The sequence below is a fragment of the Streptomyces sp. NPDC096132 genome, assembly GCF_044763345.1.
Classification (GTDB): Bacteria; Actinomycetota; Actinomycetes; order Streptomycetales; family Streptomycetaceae; genus Streptomyces.
In genome coordinates this window covers 132,538-146,105 of sequence record NZ_JBIWGA010000008.1, presented here as the reverse complement: position 1 = coordinate 146,105, position 13,568 = coordinate 132,538, and the positions used below count along the sequence as shown (strand labels likewise).

The window sequence follows — 13,568 nt, the reverse complement described above, 5'->3', positions numbered from 1 at the left end:
CAAGCAGAACCGCCGTTCTTTTTACGGTGGAGGTGCGGCGGGGGTGCGTCTCGCACGAAAGCGGGCCCGGCCCGGCCTCAGCCGTCCCGCTCCTTCGCCGGTCGGCCGTGCGGGGCGTCGCCCGCGGTGAGGTGTTCCAGGACCTCCACCAGTTCCTGGCAGGCGTGTTCCACCGAGCGTCTGGTGTTGCGCTGTTCCATGATCACGGCCGAGAGCAGCAGGGCGGTCAGGGCCATCGTGCCGTTGAAGGCCTGGAGTTTGATCATCACCTCGACCCGGCTGAGGCGGGCGAAGGGGCCGATCCGGTCCGTCGCGGCGATGGTCGCCATGACCGAGGTGAACAGCGCGCACAGCATGCTGCCGGCGAGCAGGAAGCGCAGGGCCGCCCAGATCAGCAGCGGATAGACGAGGAAGAGCAGACTGACCGGGCTCCGGGTGGCCAGGGGGACGGCAGCCAGGCAGATCAGGGCGAGGCCCGCGGCCTCCTTCCAGCGGGAGAGGTTCACGGGAAGGCGCGCCGACCGGAGCAGGAGCAGGACGGGCGTGACGATCAGGACGCCCATCGCGTCCCCCACCCACCATCCCAGCCAGACCGGCCAGAAGGACTGCGCTTCGAGCCTGCCGGTCAGGACGAGCAGGCCCGCGCCGACGGTCGCGCTCAGCAGCATCGCGGTGAGCGCCGCCAGGAAGACCAGGGCGAGGCCGTCGCGCAACCGGGCGAGGTCGGCGCGGAAACCGACCTTGCGCAGCAGGAGGCAGGCGCAGACGGGGGCGGCGGTGTTGCCCACCACGTTGACCAGGGCGAGGGGCCGCAGCGAGGTGATCGACACGATGACGAGGAGGACGCCGAGGGCGATCCCCACCCATGCGCGCAGGCCGAGGATCAGCAGACAGGCGACCGCGACGCCGGTGGGCGGCCAGATGGGGGTGAACACCGCCCCCTCGATGACGAGCTGCCGCACGAGTCCCAGCCGCCCGGCCGCGTAGTAGCAGACGGCGACCGCCAGCGTCTGGACGGCGAAGAGGGCCGTTCTGCGCGGATCCAGGTCCGGGATACCCACCACAGCAGCCATCAGACACCGTCACGGCACGGTCGGCCCGGTGAGAAACGCGGTCTCGGGCGCTATGGCTGCATCCGGGGTACGTTCCTCATGAGTCCGTCGTGTCCGACCACCAGGACCGCCGCGTCGTCCTCGTGCCCGACCTGTTCGGCGCCCTTGATCACGGCGGCGGCGAGGGATCCCGCCCCCATCCCGGCCACGGCGGCGATGCCGGCGAGGCGTACGACCTGGTCGAGGCCCTCCTCGATGCTCAGCGAGGGGCCCTCGACGACTCCGTCCGTGAGCAGGACGAAGACTCCGCCCTTGGTGAGCCGGTAGCGGGTGACCGGGTAGTCCATCCCCGCGACCACGCCGAGGGGCGGTCCGCCCTCGTCCTCGGCGATGCCCGACTTGCCGTCGGCCGTCGCCCAGACGCAGGGGATGTGTCCGGCGCGGGCGCTCTCCAGGACCCCGCTGGCGGGGTCGAGCCGCATGAAGGTGCAGGTGGCGAAGAGGTCGCTGCCGAGGGCGAGGAGCAGGTCGTTGGTGCGGGCGAGGAGCTCGCCGGGCTCGCCGGTCACGGAGGCGAGGGCGCGCAGACCGACGCGGACCTGCCCCATGAACGCGGTCGCCTCTATGTTGTGGCCCTGGACGTCGCCTATGGACAGGCCTATGCGGCCGTCCGGCAGGGTGAAGGCGTCGTACCAGTCGCCGCCCACGTTGAGGCCGTAGCAGGCGGGGGCGTACTGGACGGCCAGCCGGAAGCCGGGGGCGATGGGCAGGTCCCTGGGCAGCATGCCGCGCTGGAGGGCGAGCGCCAGTTCGACGCGGGAGCGTTGCAGCTCCGCGCGCTCACGCGCCTGGGCGGTCAGCGAGCCGAGCCTGGCCAGCAGCTCGTCGCCTTCGTCCGGGGGGCGCTTGCGGGACATCGATCACTCCGGGGATCACTCCGACGGGACGGCAGCCCCTTCGGGCAAACCTCGCATTCTACGTTTAAGGGATCATATCCGGCCGACGGCGGGGCCGGACGCCGTACCGGAGGCGACCAGGCCCGGGCGGGGCCGTGCGCGGGTGGACCAGCGTCCGTGCACGCGCGGGCAACACGGGGCCGCCGGGCCGTTCTAGCGTTCGCGGGCGACCGACTGGTGCCGGGGCCCGCACCGCCGGACACTGGACTACTGAAACCCGCACGCTCCCCCGCCCCCAGGCGGACGTGCACAGGAGATGACCGCTGTGAACTCCTTCTCCCCCGGCTTCCAGGGGCGCGCCCGGCGGACGGCCGACAAGCTGCCGCCCGGCCAGTACCCCACCGAGTCGTTCCCCGTCCTGTCCGCGGGCCCCACGCCGAAGGTGCCGACCGACACCTGGCGGTTCACCGTGACCGCGGAGACCGGCGAGACGTACGCGTGGAGCTGGGACGAGATGATGGCGCTCCCGCAGGAGGAGACCGTCCAGGACATCCACTGCGTCACGCGCTGGTCGAAGTTCGACACCCGGTGGCGGGGCGTACCCCTGGACGCCTTCTTCGAGGACGTCGAGACGGCCGCCGACTACGTCGTGGTCAGCAGCTACGGCGGCTACACGACGAACCTGCCGCTGGAGGACCTGCTCGACGGCCGGGCCTGGCTCGTCCACACGTACGACGACTACCCGCTCTCCCCCGAGCACGGCGGCCCGGCCCGGCTGCTGGTGCCCCACCTCTACTTCTGGAAGTCGGCCAAGTGGGTCCGCGGGCTCCAGTTGTCGCACGAGGACGACCCGGGCTTCTGGGAGAGCGTCGGCTACCACAACTACGGCGACCCGTGGCGCGAGCAGCGCAACTGGGGCGACTGAGCGTGGGCCTCACCTGGCGCAGGGCCCGGCTCGTCGAGCGCCGCCCGCAGAACGCCACCGCCCGCACCCTGGTCCTCACGGTGCCGGACTGGCCCGGACACCTGGCCGGCCAGCATGTCGACGTACGCCTGACCGCCGACGACGGCTACCAGGCCGTACGCAGCTACTCACTGGCCGCGCCCGCCGACGGCGACCGGATCGAACTGGGCGTGCAGTCCGTGCCGGACGGCGAGGTGTCGCCGTATCTGGCGGACGGGCTGCCCGTCGGGGCGGACGTGGAGGTGCGCGGGCCGCTCGGGAACTGGTTCGTGTGGCGGCCGGGGCGGCCGGAGCCGGTGCTGCTGGTGGCGGGCGGCTCCGGGGTCGTCCCGCTGGCGGCGATGGTCCGGGCCCGCCGCCGGTCCCGGGAGGGCGGCGACTTCCGGCTGCTGTACTCCGTCCGCAGCCCCGACGACGTCTGGTACCGCGAACACCTCGCGGACGGGGACGGCCTCGACGTGCGCTTCGTGTACACGCGGAAGTCCCCGCCGGGCGACTCCCGCGGCCCCGGCCGGGTCACCGCGGCGGATCTGGCGGAGGCGTCGGCCGGGCTGCCGCCCACGAGTCCGGTCTACGTCTGCGGCCCTACCGCCTTCGTCGAGACGGTCGGCGATCTGCTGACCGGCCTCGGCCGGGACCCGGCCGGCATCCGCACCGAACGCTTCGGCTGACCCCTTGGAGACCCCCATGGCGCAGACCGCCCCGCATCTCGACGGCAACTGCCTGGCCGGACCGCTCTCGGAGATCCTCTCCGTGGAGGCCACCGCCGCCTGGTGGCGCTGCCCGGAGTGCGCCCGCTCGGGCCCCCTGGCCGAGCTGCACGTCTACGGCCCCGAGCCGGGCCTCACCGCCCGCTGCCCCGGCTGCGCCCATGTGGCCCTGCGACTGGTGCGGGAGGAAGGGTACGTATGGCTGACGCTGGGCGGGGGAACGGGCGCGTTCCGCTTCGCCGTGGCCTAGCACGCCAACTCTCCTGCACATCAGTCCTGCTGATGAGATGTCACATCAGTACGGTGCGTAGTCGTCCGTCGTCCGGGGGGCCGATGTCCGATCCATCGTGAACCAGAAGAATCGTCCCTGTCATGGCCGTTCGGCAGGGAAGGGGCGATTCATGCGTGTCATCCGGTTCTTCGGGGCGTTCTTAGGCACCGCCTTGGTGCTGACGACGGGGGTGCAGACGGCGTCTGCCGACACCTCCGAAGGCGTCCGGCCGACAACGAAAAAGCTGGACCGGGCCGCGCTGCGCGCCAGTCTGGACGCCGTCCGCGAGGCGGGGATGTACGGCACCTACTCGTCGGTGCGCAACGGCGCTCCCGCCTGGACGGGTGCCGCCGGGGTCGCCGACGTGGACACCGGGCGGCCGGTCCGGCCGGGCATGCGTCATCGGGTGGGCAGCATCACCAAGAGCTTCACCGCCGTCGCCGTTCTGCAGCAGGTGGAACGGGGGCGGATCGCCCTCGACGCGCCCATCGGCGACTATGTCCCGGACCTGGTGCCCGGAGAGCGCGGCCGGAGGGTCACGGTACGCATGCTGCTCAACCACACCAGCGGCATCGGCGACTACATGTCGGGCGCGTTCCCCTCCCTGGCCCGGAACGACACGTCGAGCATCGACGAGGGGCGCTACCGCCGTATCCCGGGCCGGGAACTCGTGCGACTCGGCCTGGCGGAGCCCGCGACCGGCCGGCCCGGCGCGGAGTGGTCGTACTCCAACACCAACTACGTGCTCGCGGGGCTGCTCCTGGAGCGGGTCACCGGTCAGGACGCCGGCACGTACCTCACCCGGAACGTCATCGACCGGCTGGGGCTGAAGCACACCGTCTACCCGCGCGGCCCGTACATCTCCGGCCCGCACTCCCGGATGTACGAGTCCTACTTCGGGGTGATCGACCCGCCCCGCGACTACAGCGTGTACGACATGTCCTGGGGGAGCACGGCGGGCGCGATCGTCTCCACCACCGACGACCTGAACACCTTCTACCGCGCGCTGCTCGGCGGCCGGCTCCTCGGCCGCGCCGCCCTGGCGGAGATGCTCCGCACCGTGCCGGGCAGTGACGGTCTCGGACACGGACTCGGGATCGACTCGATCGACCTGCCGGACTGCGGCCGCTTCTGGGGGCACGACGGGGCGGTCTTCGGCGCCGGGACGATCGCGCTGTCCAGCCGCGACGGCAGGCGTCAGCTCGCCATGGGCTGGAACCTGACGAAGTACCAGCGACTGAGCGAGGACGGCGCGGTGGAGCCGAGCGCCATCGACGCCGCCCTCTTCGAGCACATCCTCCAGGCGCTCTGCCCGGCGACGGCCCAGCCTTCGGCGAAGGCCGGGAGCGGGGCCGGGCTGGGCTCCGCCACCGACGCCCGGCGGGTGATTCCCACCGGGCTGCTCGGCGTCGGGCTCGCCCCCAAGGACTGGACCGTCGCGGCCCGTTGACCCCGCCGCGGGCTCCTCCCGGCCCTGCCGGGCCCGGTCTCAGCCTCCCAGCGCCGCCGTGACCACGCCCTGGGCCTCCTCCTGGACCCGGGCGAGGTGTTCGGCGCCGAGGAACGACTCGGCGTAGATCTTGTACACGTCCTCGGTGCCGGAGGGGCGGGCCGCGAACCAGGCGTTGGCGGTGGTCACCTTGATGCCGCCGAGCGCCGCACCGTTGCCGGGGGCCTCGGTGAGCACACCGGTGACCGCCTCTCCGGCCAGGGTGTCGGCGGTGACCTGGGCGGGCGAGAGCTTGGCCAGCAAGGCCTTCTCCTCGCGGGTCGCGGGCGCGTCGATACGGGCGTAGGCGGGCTCGCCGAAACGGTCCGTCAGGGCGGCGTAGTGCTGCGACGGGGTCTTCCCGGTGACCGCGGTGATCTCGGAGGCGAGCAGCGCCAGGATGATGCCGTCCTTGTCGGTGGTCCACACGGAGCCGTCGCGGCGCAGGAAGGACGCGCCCGCCGACTCCTCGCCGCCGAAGCCGAGCGAGCCGTCGACCAGGCCGTCCACGAACCACTTGAAGCCGACGGGCACCTCGACGAGCCGCCGGCCCAGGTCGGCGGCGACCCGGTCGATCATCGAGGACGACACCAGCGTCTTGCCGACCCCGGCGCCGGCGGGCCACTGCTCGCGGTGCGCGTAGAGATAGGCGATGGCGGCGGCCAGGTAGTGGTTGGGGTTCATCAGGCCCGCGTCCGGGGTGACGATGCCGTGCCGGTCGGCGTCGGCGTCGTTGCCCGTGGCGATGTCGAACCGGTCCCGCTGGTCGATGAGCGAGGCCATCGCGTACGGCGACGAGCAGTCCATGCGGATCTTGCCGTCCCAGTCCAGCGTCATGAAACGCCAGGTGGGGTCGGCGAGGGGATTGACCACGGTCAGGTCGAGGCGGTGCTGCTCGGCGATCCGGCCCCAGTAGGCGACCGAGGCCCCGCCGAGCGGGTCGGCACCGATGCGGACGCCGGCGGCGCGGATCGCGTCCAGGTCCAGGACGCCGGGGAGGTCGGCGACGTATGTGCCGAGGAAGTCGTGGCGACCGGTCGTGGGTGCGGCGAGCGCCTGGGTGTACGGGACACGCCGTACGTCCTTCAGGCCGGCCGCGATGATCTGGTTCGCCCGGTCCTGGATCCAGGAGGTGGCGTCGGAGCCCGCCGGGCCGCCGCTCGGCGGGTTGTACTTGAAGCCACCGTCGGCGGGCGGGTTGTGCGAGGGGGTGACGACCACACCGTCCGCGAGGCCGGTGGTGCGGCCGCGGTTGTGGGTGAGGATCGCGTGCGAGACGGCGGGGGTGGGCGTGTAGCCGTCGGCGCTGTCGATCAGGACCGTCACGTCATTGGCCGCGAACACCTCCAGGGCGGTGACGCGGGCGGGCTCGGACAGGGCGTGGGTGTCGGCGCCGAGGAAGAGGGGGCCGTCGGTGCCCTGGGCGGCGCGGTACTCGCAGATGGCCTGGCTGGTGGCGGCGATGTGGTCCTCGTTGAACGCGGTGTTCAGGGACGAGCCGCGGTGGCCCGAGGTGCCGAAGGCGACGCGCTGCGCGGGGTCGGCCGGGTCGGGGTGCAGCGCGTAGTACGCGGTGACCAGCCGGGCGACGTCGACGAGGTCCTCGGGGCCGGCCGGGCGGCCCGCTCGCTCGTGCTGCATGTGCCCGCTCCTCCATGTCGGTTGACCATTGCATTCATTGGCATTGGCTTGGCTTGCTTTGCTTGGCTTGCGCTTCCATCTTCCGTCGCCGAGACCGTAGGCAGGTCCCAGCATTCCGGGCGTTTCTGCCCGAAAGGTCCGTCTCATCACCAAAGTGTGAGGGCTTTGGCTTGAGTACGGTCTCTCGTTTCTGTCTGCCGCTGGTGCGGCAGGGTTGCGCCACCTGCCCGCCCCGCCTTCGCCTTGCGGCGGGGGCGGGTGGCGCGGGTCTTCTGGTCGGCTCCACGAGGCTTCGACACCGCCGGTGCGGTGTCCTGGTCTCCGGCCACTCCGGTACCAGTCATGCAGGCTGCCGCGAGCGCGGCAAGGTTGCATGCGGCGTTGTCGTCCCGGTCGATGACCAGGTGGCAGGCGTCGCACTGGTAGGTCCGGATGTGCAGCGGCAGCTTGGCTTTCACCGCGCCGCACCGGAACAGGTCTTCGAGGACGGGTACCAGCGGTCGGCCACGATGATGCGGGTGGCGTGACGCTGGCGGGCCTTGTAGGTGAGCTGGCGGCGGATCTCACCGAATCCGGCGTCGGCGATCTGGCGGGCGAGGCGCCGGTTGCGGAGCATCCCGGCGACGCCCAGGTCTTCGACCACGACCGTGCCGTACTCGGCCGCCACGGCGGTGGTGAGCTTGTGCAGAGCGTCCGCGCGGAGGTTCGCCACCCGGTAATGCACCTTGTTGCGGGCCGCGTTGGCCTTCTCCCAGCGCCGGGACGGCTTCTGCCCGGTGCGCCGGTCGGGGCCCTGGCGGCGGGACACGACACGGGACGCGCGGCGCAGCCGCTTACGCGCCCGGTCGTAGTGTCGGGGATTGGGCACGGTGCGAATCTCGCCGGTGCTGTCGGCCATGACCGCGAGGGTCTTCACCCCGAGGTCGATGCCGACCGCCACGTCCGGCCGCGCCACGCGTTCGAGGTCCCGCTTGACCTCGGCCTGGAAGGAGACGAACCAGCGTCCACGCTCGTGCCGCACGGTCGCGGACAGGATCCGGGCCGTCCCGGCCTGGACACGGGCGAGGAGCTTCACCGTGGGCTCGTGGGTGCGGATCGTGCCCAGCCGGGGCAGCGTCACATGCCGGCCATCGGCGTCCACGCGGATCACGCCAGTGGTGAACCGGCAGGCAAGGCGCGCCTTGCGCTTCGCCTTGAACCGCGGCGCGCCCATCCGCTTGCCGCGCCGCTTGCCCTGCTTGGACTTCGCGTAGTTGTCGAACGCGGCCGACGCGCCTGCCAGCCCCGTGTTGTACGCCTCCTTGGAGTTCTCCTCCCACCAGGCGGCGAACCTCCCATCGGTGTGCTTGGCGGCGTTGAACGCCTTCCGCAGCGACGGCAGCGACCATGGCCGCCACTCGGTCAGCTCCTCCTTTGCGACGCCGTAGGACTCCTCCGCGCGGCGCTGCCACCAGGAGGCGGTCACCCAGCCGACAGCCCAGTTGTAGGCGGCACGCGCGGCCCCGCAGTGCGAGCGCAGAACATGCTCCTGAGCGGCGTTCGGGTCCAGGGCGAACCGGAACGCCTGCACCACGAACCCGGGCCGCGGACGGAACTTCTTCACCCGGCGTCCTCGCCCATCGCCACGGCCACCGCGCGGGCCGCACGCGTCTTCGCTGCCCGCCGCCCGTACAGGCGCGCGCACATCGACGTGAGCACCTCGGTGATGTCCCGCACCAGGTCGTCGGCGCTCTCGGTGGGGTCGAGGACGACCAGCCGCCGCCCGGACGCCGCGAGCACGGCTTCGAGGTGCTCGACGCCGAACCGGGCCAGCCGGTCGCGGTGCTCGACCACGATCACCGTCGCCCGCGGGTCGGACAGCACCCCGTGCAGCTTGCCGCGCCCGCCGTCCAGCCCGGAGCCGACCTCGGCGACTACCTCGGCAACAGCCAGACCCAGCCCGTTCGCGCCGGACACGACCCGGGCGGCCTGCCGATCCAGGTCGGCCTTCTGGTCGTCGGACGACACACGGCAGTACGCCACCACACGCCCGGACGGCTGGACGGCGACCTCGTCGACCAGCCACGTCCCGGACGGCGCCTGACGGACAGGCACGGGCATCTTCCCGTCCTTCACCCACCGCCAAGCGGTCTGGTAGCTCACGCCCTGCTGACGCGCCCACTCCGAAAGCTTCACAAGACCAAGAATATTCGAGATACACGACCAGAAATGACTAGGAATGACTAGAAAATATGTAGCAGCTTTCACCCCCTGTCACGCCGATCACCCGCGACGCCCCCGCACGGCACCCGGCCCCCGGATCACTCACGCGGGCCCAGTGGCACGGAGGCCAAGACGAGGTCTGAGTATCCGTACTCAGGCGTCGACGCCCCATCCACCGCGACACTTGGAGTGGATCATCGCCCGCAGAGAGGCCCGCCCGTGTTCAGCCGTACCGTCATCGCCCTGACCCCGTTCTTCGGGCGGCTCACCGTCACGAGTGAGATCAGGATGCGACTGCCCGCACCGAGCATCTTCGTGGCCAACCACGACTCTGTGGCCGATCCGGCGGTCGTCATGGCCGCCCTGCGCCGCTTCGATCTGCAGCCGGTGGTGCTGGCGACGGCGGGGCTGTGGCGGATCCCCGGGCTGGGGCGGGCGCTGACCCGCGACGGCCACATCCCGGTCCACCGGGGCACGGCCCACGCGGCACTCGCCCTGGACGCCGCCGCCGAGGCGCTGGCCGGCGGCCGGCACGTGCTCCTGTACGGCGAGGGCGGCCTGCCCCGCCGCCGTGACGCGGCCCCCACCCCGCCGGAGCCGTTCCGCACCGGCCTGGCCCGGCTCGCGCAGAGGTCGGGCGCGCTGGTGGTACCGGTGGGCCATGCGGGTGCCCGCCGGATAGCCTCCGGCAGCGCCACGAAACAGCTGGCGGGCACCCTGACGGCCCCGGTCCGCCGCCCCCGCTGCCACGTCCACCTCGGCGCCCCGATGCGTCTGCCCGCGGAGACGGACCACGGCACGACGGCCGCCCGCCTCGCCGTCACGGCGGCCTGGCGGACGGCGGTGCGGGCTGTGGGCGAACGGCCGTTGGAGCAACTGGCGAAGTAGCGGCCGCTGCGGCCCCGGGACCCTCATCCCAGGTAGGCGGGGGCGACGGGACGTGCCCGTGCCGGCGGCGGGGACGGTCCACAGGTCCGAGCCGTAGTCGCCGGGGAGGGCGGTGAGGTTGGCGCCGCCCGCCTTGAGCGTGTTGTTGAGGTCACGCACAGCAAAAGTCGCGCTCCGTGGTCGTCCCGCCGTCGGCGGCGCCGCTACACCGACCTCGGCGGAGACGTGCTCTCCCGCACCACCAGCCGCGTGGGCACCAACGTCGTCCCCCGCTCCGTGTCGTGCTGCCGCATCTTGCGCAGCACGGCCTGCACGCACAGCCGCCCGACCTCGGCGAAGTCCTGGTGGACGGTGGTGAGCGGGGGCATGAAGGAGCCCGCCTCGGGGATGTCGTCGAAGCCGATGACGCTGACGTCCTCGGGGACGCGCCGGCCGCGTTCGTGCAGGGCGCGCAGCAGCCCCAGGGCCATCTGGTCGTTGGCGACGAAGACGGCGGTGCAGTCCTCTCGGTCGGCGAGCTCGAGGCCGGCGCGGTAGCCGGACTCGGCGGACCAGTCGCCCCGGATGAGGGGCGGCGGGGTGCTGCCGGCCTCGGTGAGGGCGGCGCGCCAGGCGTCGGTGCGGCGCTGCGCGGCGAAGGAGTCCTCGGGGCCGCCGAGGTGCCACACCGTCTCGTGCCCGAGGTCGAGCAGATGCTCGACGGCGGTGCGGCTGCCGCCGGCCTGGTCGGTGTCGACGACCGTGTAGTGGTCGCCGGCGTCGGAGTCGACGACCAGGACCTGGACGTACGGCGGGAGCATGATCGTCGCGGCGTCCAGGAGGTGCACCTCCATGATGACGATCACCGCGTCGACGGCCAGTTCCTCCAGCCGGGAGAACGCGCCGCGCACCTCGTCCTGGGTGGGGAGGGCGACCGGCAGCAGGGTCACCGCGTAGCCCTCGGCGGCGGCGGATGTGGCGATGGCCTCGAGGGTGCGGACGTTGCCCGTGGAGGACAGCGAGAAGGTGATCACGCCGATGGTGCGGAACTCACCGCGTTTGAGGGCGCGGGCGGCGCTGTTGGGCCGGTAGCCGAGTTCCTTCATGGCGGCGAGCACCTGCTGCCGGGTCTCCTCGTTGACGCCGGCGTAACCGTTGGAGACGCGGGAGACGGTCTGCGAGGAGACCCCCGCCAGGCGGGCCACATCGGCCATGGAGGCGGTGACCCGCGCGCCTCTCGGGGTCTTCGCCGGGGTTCTTTCAGCCATGTCCACGGGTGTCCCCACCTCTCTGTCCGCGCAGGGTTTCCCGGTCTGACCAGGGGACCCTTGACCATCGTAATCAGGGCAGTGTAGACATGCCGCCATCAGATGTTTACGTAAACATAACAGTCCGCCCAGGCTCTTGCGTGGCCGATGTTTGCGTAAACATCATGGTCGCGGCGAGGCGTTCGGAAACCTCCGCGCAATGCCCCGCCGCCAGTTCCACACCCGCACGAGCGAGGAACGACATGACGACGCTGCAACCGCCGGCGGCCGCCGAGCCGCGGCCGGCTCCACCTCCGGCGAGACGGGACCGACGCTCCTGGGCGGGGTGGGGCTTCATCGGTCCCTTCGTGGCCGTGTTCGCCCTGGTCTTCCTGGCCCCGATCGGCTACTCGATCTACCTGAGCCTGTTCCGTGACCAGCTCATCGGCGGCACGACGTTCGTCGGTCTGGACAACTACACGCAGGCGCTGAAGGACGACCAGTTCTGGGACTCCGTCGGCCGGGTGGCGCTGTTCCTCGTGGTGCAGGTGCCGATCATGCTGGGCATCGCCCTGCTGGTGGCCCTGGCGCTGGACAGCGGGCGGCTCTACGGCAAGAGCTTCTTCCGCATCACGATCTTCCTGCCGTACGCGGTGCCCGCCGTGGTCGCCACCCTGATGTGGGGCTTCATGTACGGCACCAATTACGGCCTGGTGGGCGACATCAACGGCGCGTTCGACGTCACCCTGCCCGACCCGCTCTCCCCGGACCTGGTGCTGGCGTCCATCGGCAACATCGTGACCTGGGAGTTCGTCGGCTACAACATGCTGATCTTCTACTCGGCCCTGCGCGTCATCCCCAACTCGCTGTACGAGGCCGCGGAGATCGACGGCGCCGGACAGCTGAGGGTGATCACCGCGATCAAGCTCCCCGCCATCCGGGGCGCCCTCGTGATCGCGACGATCTTCTCCATCATCGGCAGCTTCCAGCTCTTCAACGAGCCGAGCATCCTGCGTCCGCTGGCGCGCAACGCCATCACCACGGACTACACCCCGAACTTCTACACGTACTCGCTGTCCTTCAACGGCCAGCAGCACAACTACTCCGCGACGGTGGCCATCATCATGGGCCTGATCACGATGGTGATCGCCTACGTCGTGCAGCTGCGCGGCATGCGCAAGGGAGCGTGACCCGATGAGCACTCCTCTCACCTCCGCCTCCCCCACCGCAACGGCCAAGGCCCCCGGCTCCGGCAAGGGCGCCCCGCGCCTGCGCAGCCCCCGCACGTACACCCCCGGCCGGCCCAGGCGCAGCAAGCTCCTCACCGCGCTGACCGCGCTCGTGGTCCTCTACACCGTGGTGCCGCTGATCTGGCTCGCCATCAACGCCACCAAGACCCAGGCGGGCCTGGCCGACTCGAACGGTCTGTGGTTCGCGCACGACTTCGCCCTCTGGGACAACGTCCGCGACACGTTCACCTACGACGACGGCGTCTTCACCCGCTGGCTCCTGAACACCCTGCTGTACGTGGTGCTCGGCGCCGGCGGCGCGACCCTGCTGGCGGTGCTGGGCGGTTACGCGCTGGCGAAGTTCGACTTCCCCGGCAAGCGCGGCATCTTCGCCACGGTGATCGGCGCGGTGGCGGTGCCCGGTACGGCGCTGGCGGTGCCCACCTTCCTGATGTTCAGCAAGATGGGCCTGACGGACACCCCGTGGGCGGTCATCATCCCGTCGCTGGTGTCGCCGTTCGGCCTCTACCTGATGTGGGTCTTCGCCACCGAGGCCATCCCCACCGAACTCCTGGAGGCCGCCCGGATCGACGGGGCCGGCGAGGCGCGCACCTTCTTCACGGTCGCCCTCCCGCTGCTCGCCCCCGGCATCGTGACCGTGCTGCTGTTCACCACGGTCGCCACCTGGAACAACTACTTCCTGCCGCTGATCATGCTCAAGGACCCGGACTGGTACCCCCTGACCCTGGGCCTGAGCGCGTGGAACTCCCAGGCGGAGACCATCGGCGGTGAGGTGATCTTCAACCTGGTGATCACCGGTTCCCTGCTCACCATCCTGCCGCTCATCGCAGCGTTCCTGTTCCTGCAGAAGTACTGGCAGTCGGGACTCGCCGCCGGAAGCGTCAAGGAGTGACCCCGCGGCCCGACGGCCGCCCCCAAACCCCACGCACAGCCACGCATTCGCGCAACCCCCACCCTCACCTGTCCCACCCACGAAGAA

General features: G+C 71.3%; 14 protein-coding genes. 7 read left to right on the top strand and 7 right to left on the bottom strand.

The features are described 5' to 3' along the window. Positions 1–77 precede the first annotated feature (77 nt). Both ACIRF9_RS20630 and ACIRF9_RS20625 read right to left on the bottom strand, forming a co-directional pair. Positions 78–1,073, bottom strand: coding sequence for an MASE1 domain-containing protein (locus ACIRF9_RS20630; protein WP_403823944.1), 996 nt, complete (start codon positions 1,071–1,073; stop codon positions 78–80). A gap of 50 nt (positions 1,074–1,123) precedes the next feature. Then, a complete protein-coding gene (locus ACIRF9_RS20625) occupies positions 1,124–1,969 on the bottom strand; it encodes a PP2C family protein-serine/threonine phosphatase (RefSeq protein ID WP_403823941.1) in 846 nt (281 codons plus the stop codon). 304 nt (positions 1,970–2,273) lie between these two features. Between ACIRF9_RS20625 and ACIRF9_RS20620 the strand changes: the two genes are divergently transcribed. The 4 genes from ACIRF9_RS20620 to ACIRF9_RS20605 all read left to right on the top strand — a co-directional run bounded on the left by ACIRF9_RS20620 (position 2,274) and on the right by ACIRF9_RS20605 (position 5,343). Beyond that, complete coding sequence (locus ACIRF9_RS20620) at positions 2,274–2,873, top strand: sulfite oxidase-like oxidoreductase (protein WP_403824613.1); 600 nt, start codon at positions 2,274–2,276, stop codon at positions 2,871–2,873. Further along, complete coding sequence (locus ACIRF9_RS20615) at positions 2,843–3,583, top strand: FAD-binding oxidoreductase (RefSeq protein ID WP_403823938.1); 741 nt, start codon at positions 2,843–2,845, stop codon at positions 3,581–3,583. The genes ACIRF9_RS20620 and ACIRF9_RS20615 overlap by 31 nt, the downstream gene beginning before the upstream one ends. A gap of 16 nt (positions 3,584–3,599) precedes the next feature. After that, entirely contained in the window at positions 3,600–3,872 is a 273-nt protein-coding gene (locus tag ACIRF9_RS20610) for a DUF6510 family protein (protein ID WP_403823935.1), read from the top strand. Between the two features lie 151 nt (positions 3,873–4,023). Continuing rightward, positions 4,024–5,343, top strand: a complete 1,320-nt coding sequence (locus ACIRF9_RS20605; protein WP_403823933.1) for a serine hydrolase domain-containing protein — start codon at positions 4,024–4,026, stop codon at positions 5,341–5,343. A 39-nt stretch (positions 5,344–5,382) separates the two neighbouring features. Here the strand turns inward: ACIRF9_RS20605 and pgm are convergent, their stop codons facing one another. The 4 genes from pgm to ACIRF9_RS20585 all read right to left on the bottom strand — a co-directional run bounded on the left by pgm (position 5,383) and on the right by ACIRF9_RS20585 (position 9,198). Continuing rightward, a complete protein-coding gene (gene pgm / locus ACIRF9_RS20600) occupies positions 5,383–7,023 on the bottom strand; it encodes a phosphoglucomutase (alpha-D-glucose-1,6-bisphosphate-dependent) (RefSeq protein WP_403823931.1) in 1,641 nt (546 codons plus the stop codon). 146 nt (positions 7,024–7,169) lie between these two features. Next, positions 7,170–7,481: a hypothetical protein gene (locus ACIRF9_RS20595; protein ID WP_403823927.1), complete on the bottom strand. Its 312-nt coding sequence runs from the start codon at positions 7,479–7,481 to the stop codon at positions 7,170–7,172. Continuing rightward, positions 7,478–8,626 carry an IS607 family element RNA-guided endonuclease TnpB gene (tnpB, locus tag ACIRF9_RS20590; RefSeq protein WP_403823924.1) on the bottom strand — a complete coding sequence of 383 codons (1,149 nt, stop codon included), beginning with the start codon at positions 8,624–8,626 and terminating at the stop codon, positions 7,478–7,480. The genes ACIRF9_RS20595 and tnpB overlap by 4 nt, the downstream gene beginning before the upstream one ends. Continuing rightward, entirely contained in the window at positions 8,623–9,198 is a 576-nt protein-coding gene (locus ACIRF9_RS20585) for an IS607 family transposase (protein WP_403823921.1), read from the bottom strand. Before ACIRF9_RS20585 ends, tnpB begins: the two co-directional genes overlap by 4 nt. Before the next feature lie 246 nt (positions 9,199–9,444). Between ACIRF9_RS20585 and ACIRF9_RS20580 the strand changes: the two genes are divergently transcribed. After that, positions 9,445–10,113 (top strand): lysophospholipid acyltransferase family protein, encoded by a 669-nt coding sequence (locus ACIRF9_RS20580; RefSeq protein ID WP_403823918.1) that lies wholly within the window; start codon positions 9,445–9,447, stop codon positions 10,111–10,113. A 203-nt stretch (positions 10,114–10,316) separates the two neighbouring features. Here the strand turns inward: ACIRF9_RS20580 and ACIRF9_RS20575 are convergent, their stop codons facing one another. Further along, the gene (locus tag ACIRF9_RS20575) at positions 10,317–11,360 is read right to left on the bottom strand and encodes a LacI family DNA-binding transcriptional regulator (RefSeq protein WP_403823916.1); all 1,044 of its coding nucleotides are present in this window, start codon (positions 11,358–11,360) and stop codon (positions 10,317–10,319) included. A gap of 242 nt (positions 11,361–11,602) precedes the next feature. On the opposite strand from ACIRF9_RS20575, the gene ACIRF9_RS20570 reads away from it, so the two are divergent. Together ACIRF9_RS20570 and ACIRF9_RS20565 are read left to right on the top strand one after the other, a co-directional pair. Beyond that, positions 11,603–12,529, top strand: coding sequence for a carbohydrate ABC transporter permease (locus ACIRF9_RS20570; RefSeq protein ID WP_403823913.1), 927 nt, complete (start codon positions 11,603–11,605; stop codon positions 12,527–12,529). A 4-nt stretch (positions 12,530–12,533) separates the two neighbouring features. Further along, positions 12,534–13,481, top strand: coding sequence for a carbohydrate ABC transporter permease (locus ACIRF9_RS20565; RefSeq protein ID WP_403823910.1), 948 nt, complete (start codon positions 12,534–12,536; stop codon positions 13,479–13,481). Positions 13,482–13,568 lie beyond the last annotated feature (87 nt).

What these genes read in the sequence shown, in the direction of transcription:
- ACIRF9_RS20575 (WP_403823916.1), bottom strand. Translation starts at nt 11,360, where the DNA reads ATGGCTGAAAGAACCCCGGCGAAGACCCCGAGAGGCGCGCGGGTCACC.
- ACIRF9_RS20625 (WP_403823941.1), bottom strand. Translation starts at nt 1,969, where the DNA reads ATGTCCCGCAAGCGCCCCCCGGACGAAGGCGACGAGCTGCTGGCCAGG.
- pgm (WP_403823931.1), bottom strand. Translation starts at nt 7,023, where the DNA reads ATGCAGCACGAGCGAGCGGGCCGCCCGGCCGGCCCCGAGGACCTCGTC.
- ACIRF9_RS20605 (WP_403823933.1), top strand. Translation starts at nt 4,024, where the DNA reads ATGCGTGTCATCCGGTTCTTCGGGGCGTTCTTAGGCACCGCCTTGGTG.
- ACIRF9_RS20610 (WP_403823935.1), top strand. Translation starts at nt 3,600, where the DNA reads ATGGCGCAGACCGCCCCGCATCTCGACGGCAACTGCCTGGCCGGACCG.
- ACIRF9_RS20565 (WP_403823910.1), top strand. Translation starts at nt 12,534, where the DNA reads ATGAGCACTCCTCTCACCTCCGCCTCCCCCACCGCAACGGCCAAGGCC.
- ACIRF9_RS20630 (WP_403823944.1), bottom strand. Translation starts at nt 1,073, where the DNA reads ATGGCTGCTGTGGTGGGTATCCCGGACCTGGATCCGCGCAGAACGGCC.
- ACIRF9_RS20570 (WP_403823913.1), top strand. Translation starts at nt 11,603, where the DNA reads ATGACGACGCTGCAACCGCCGGCGGCCGCCGAGCCGCGGCCGGCTCCA.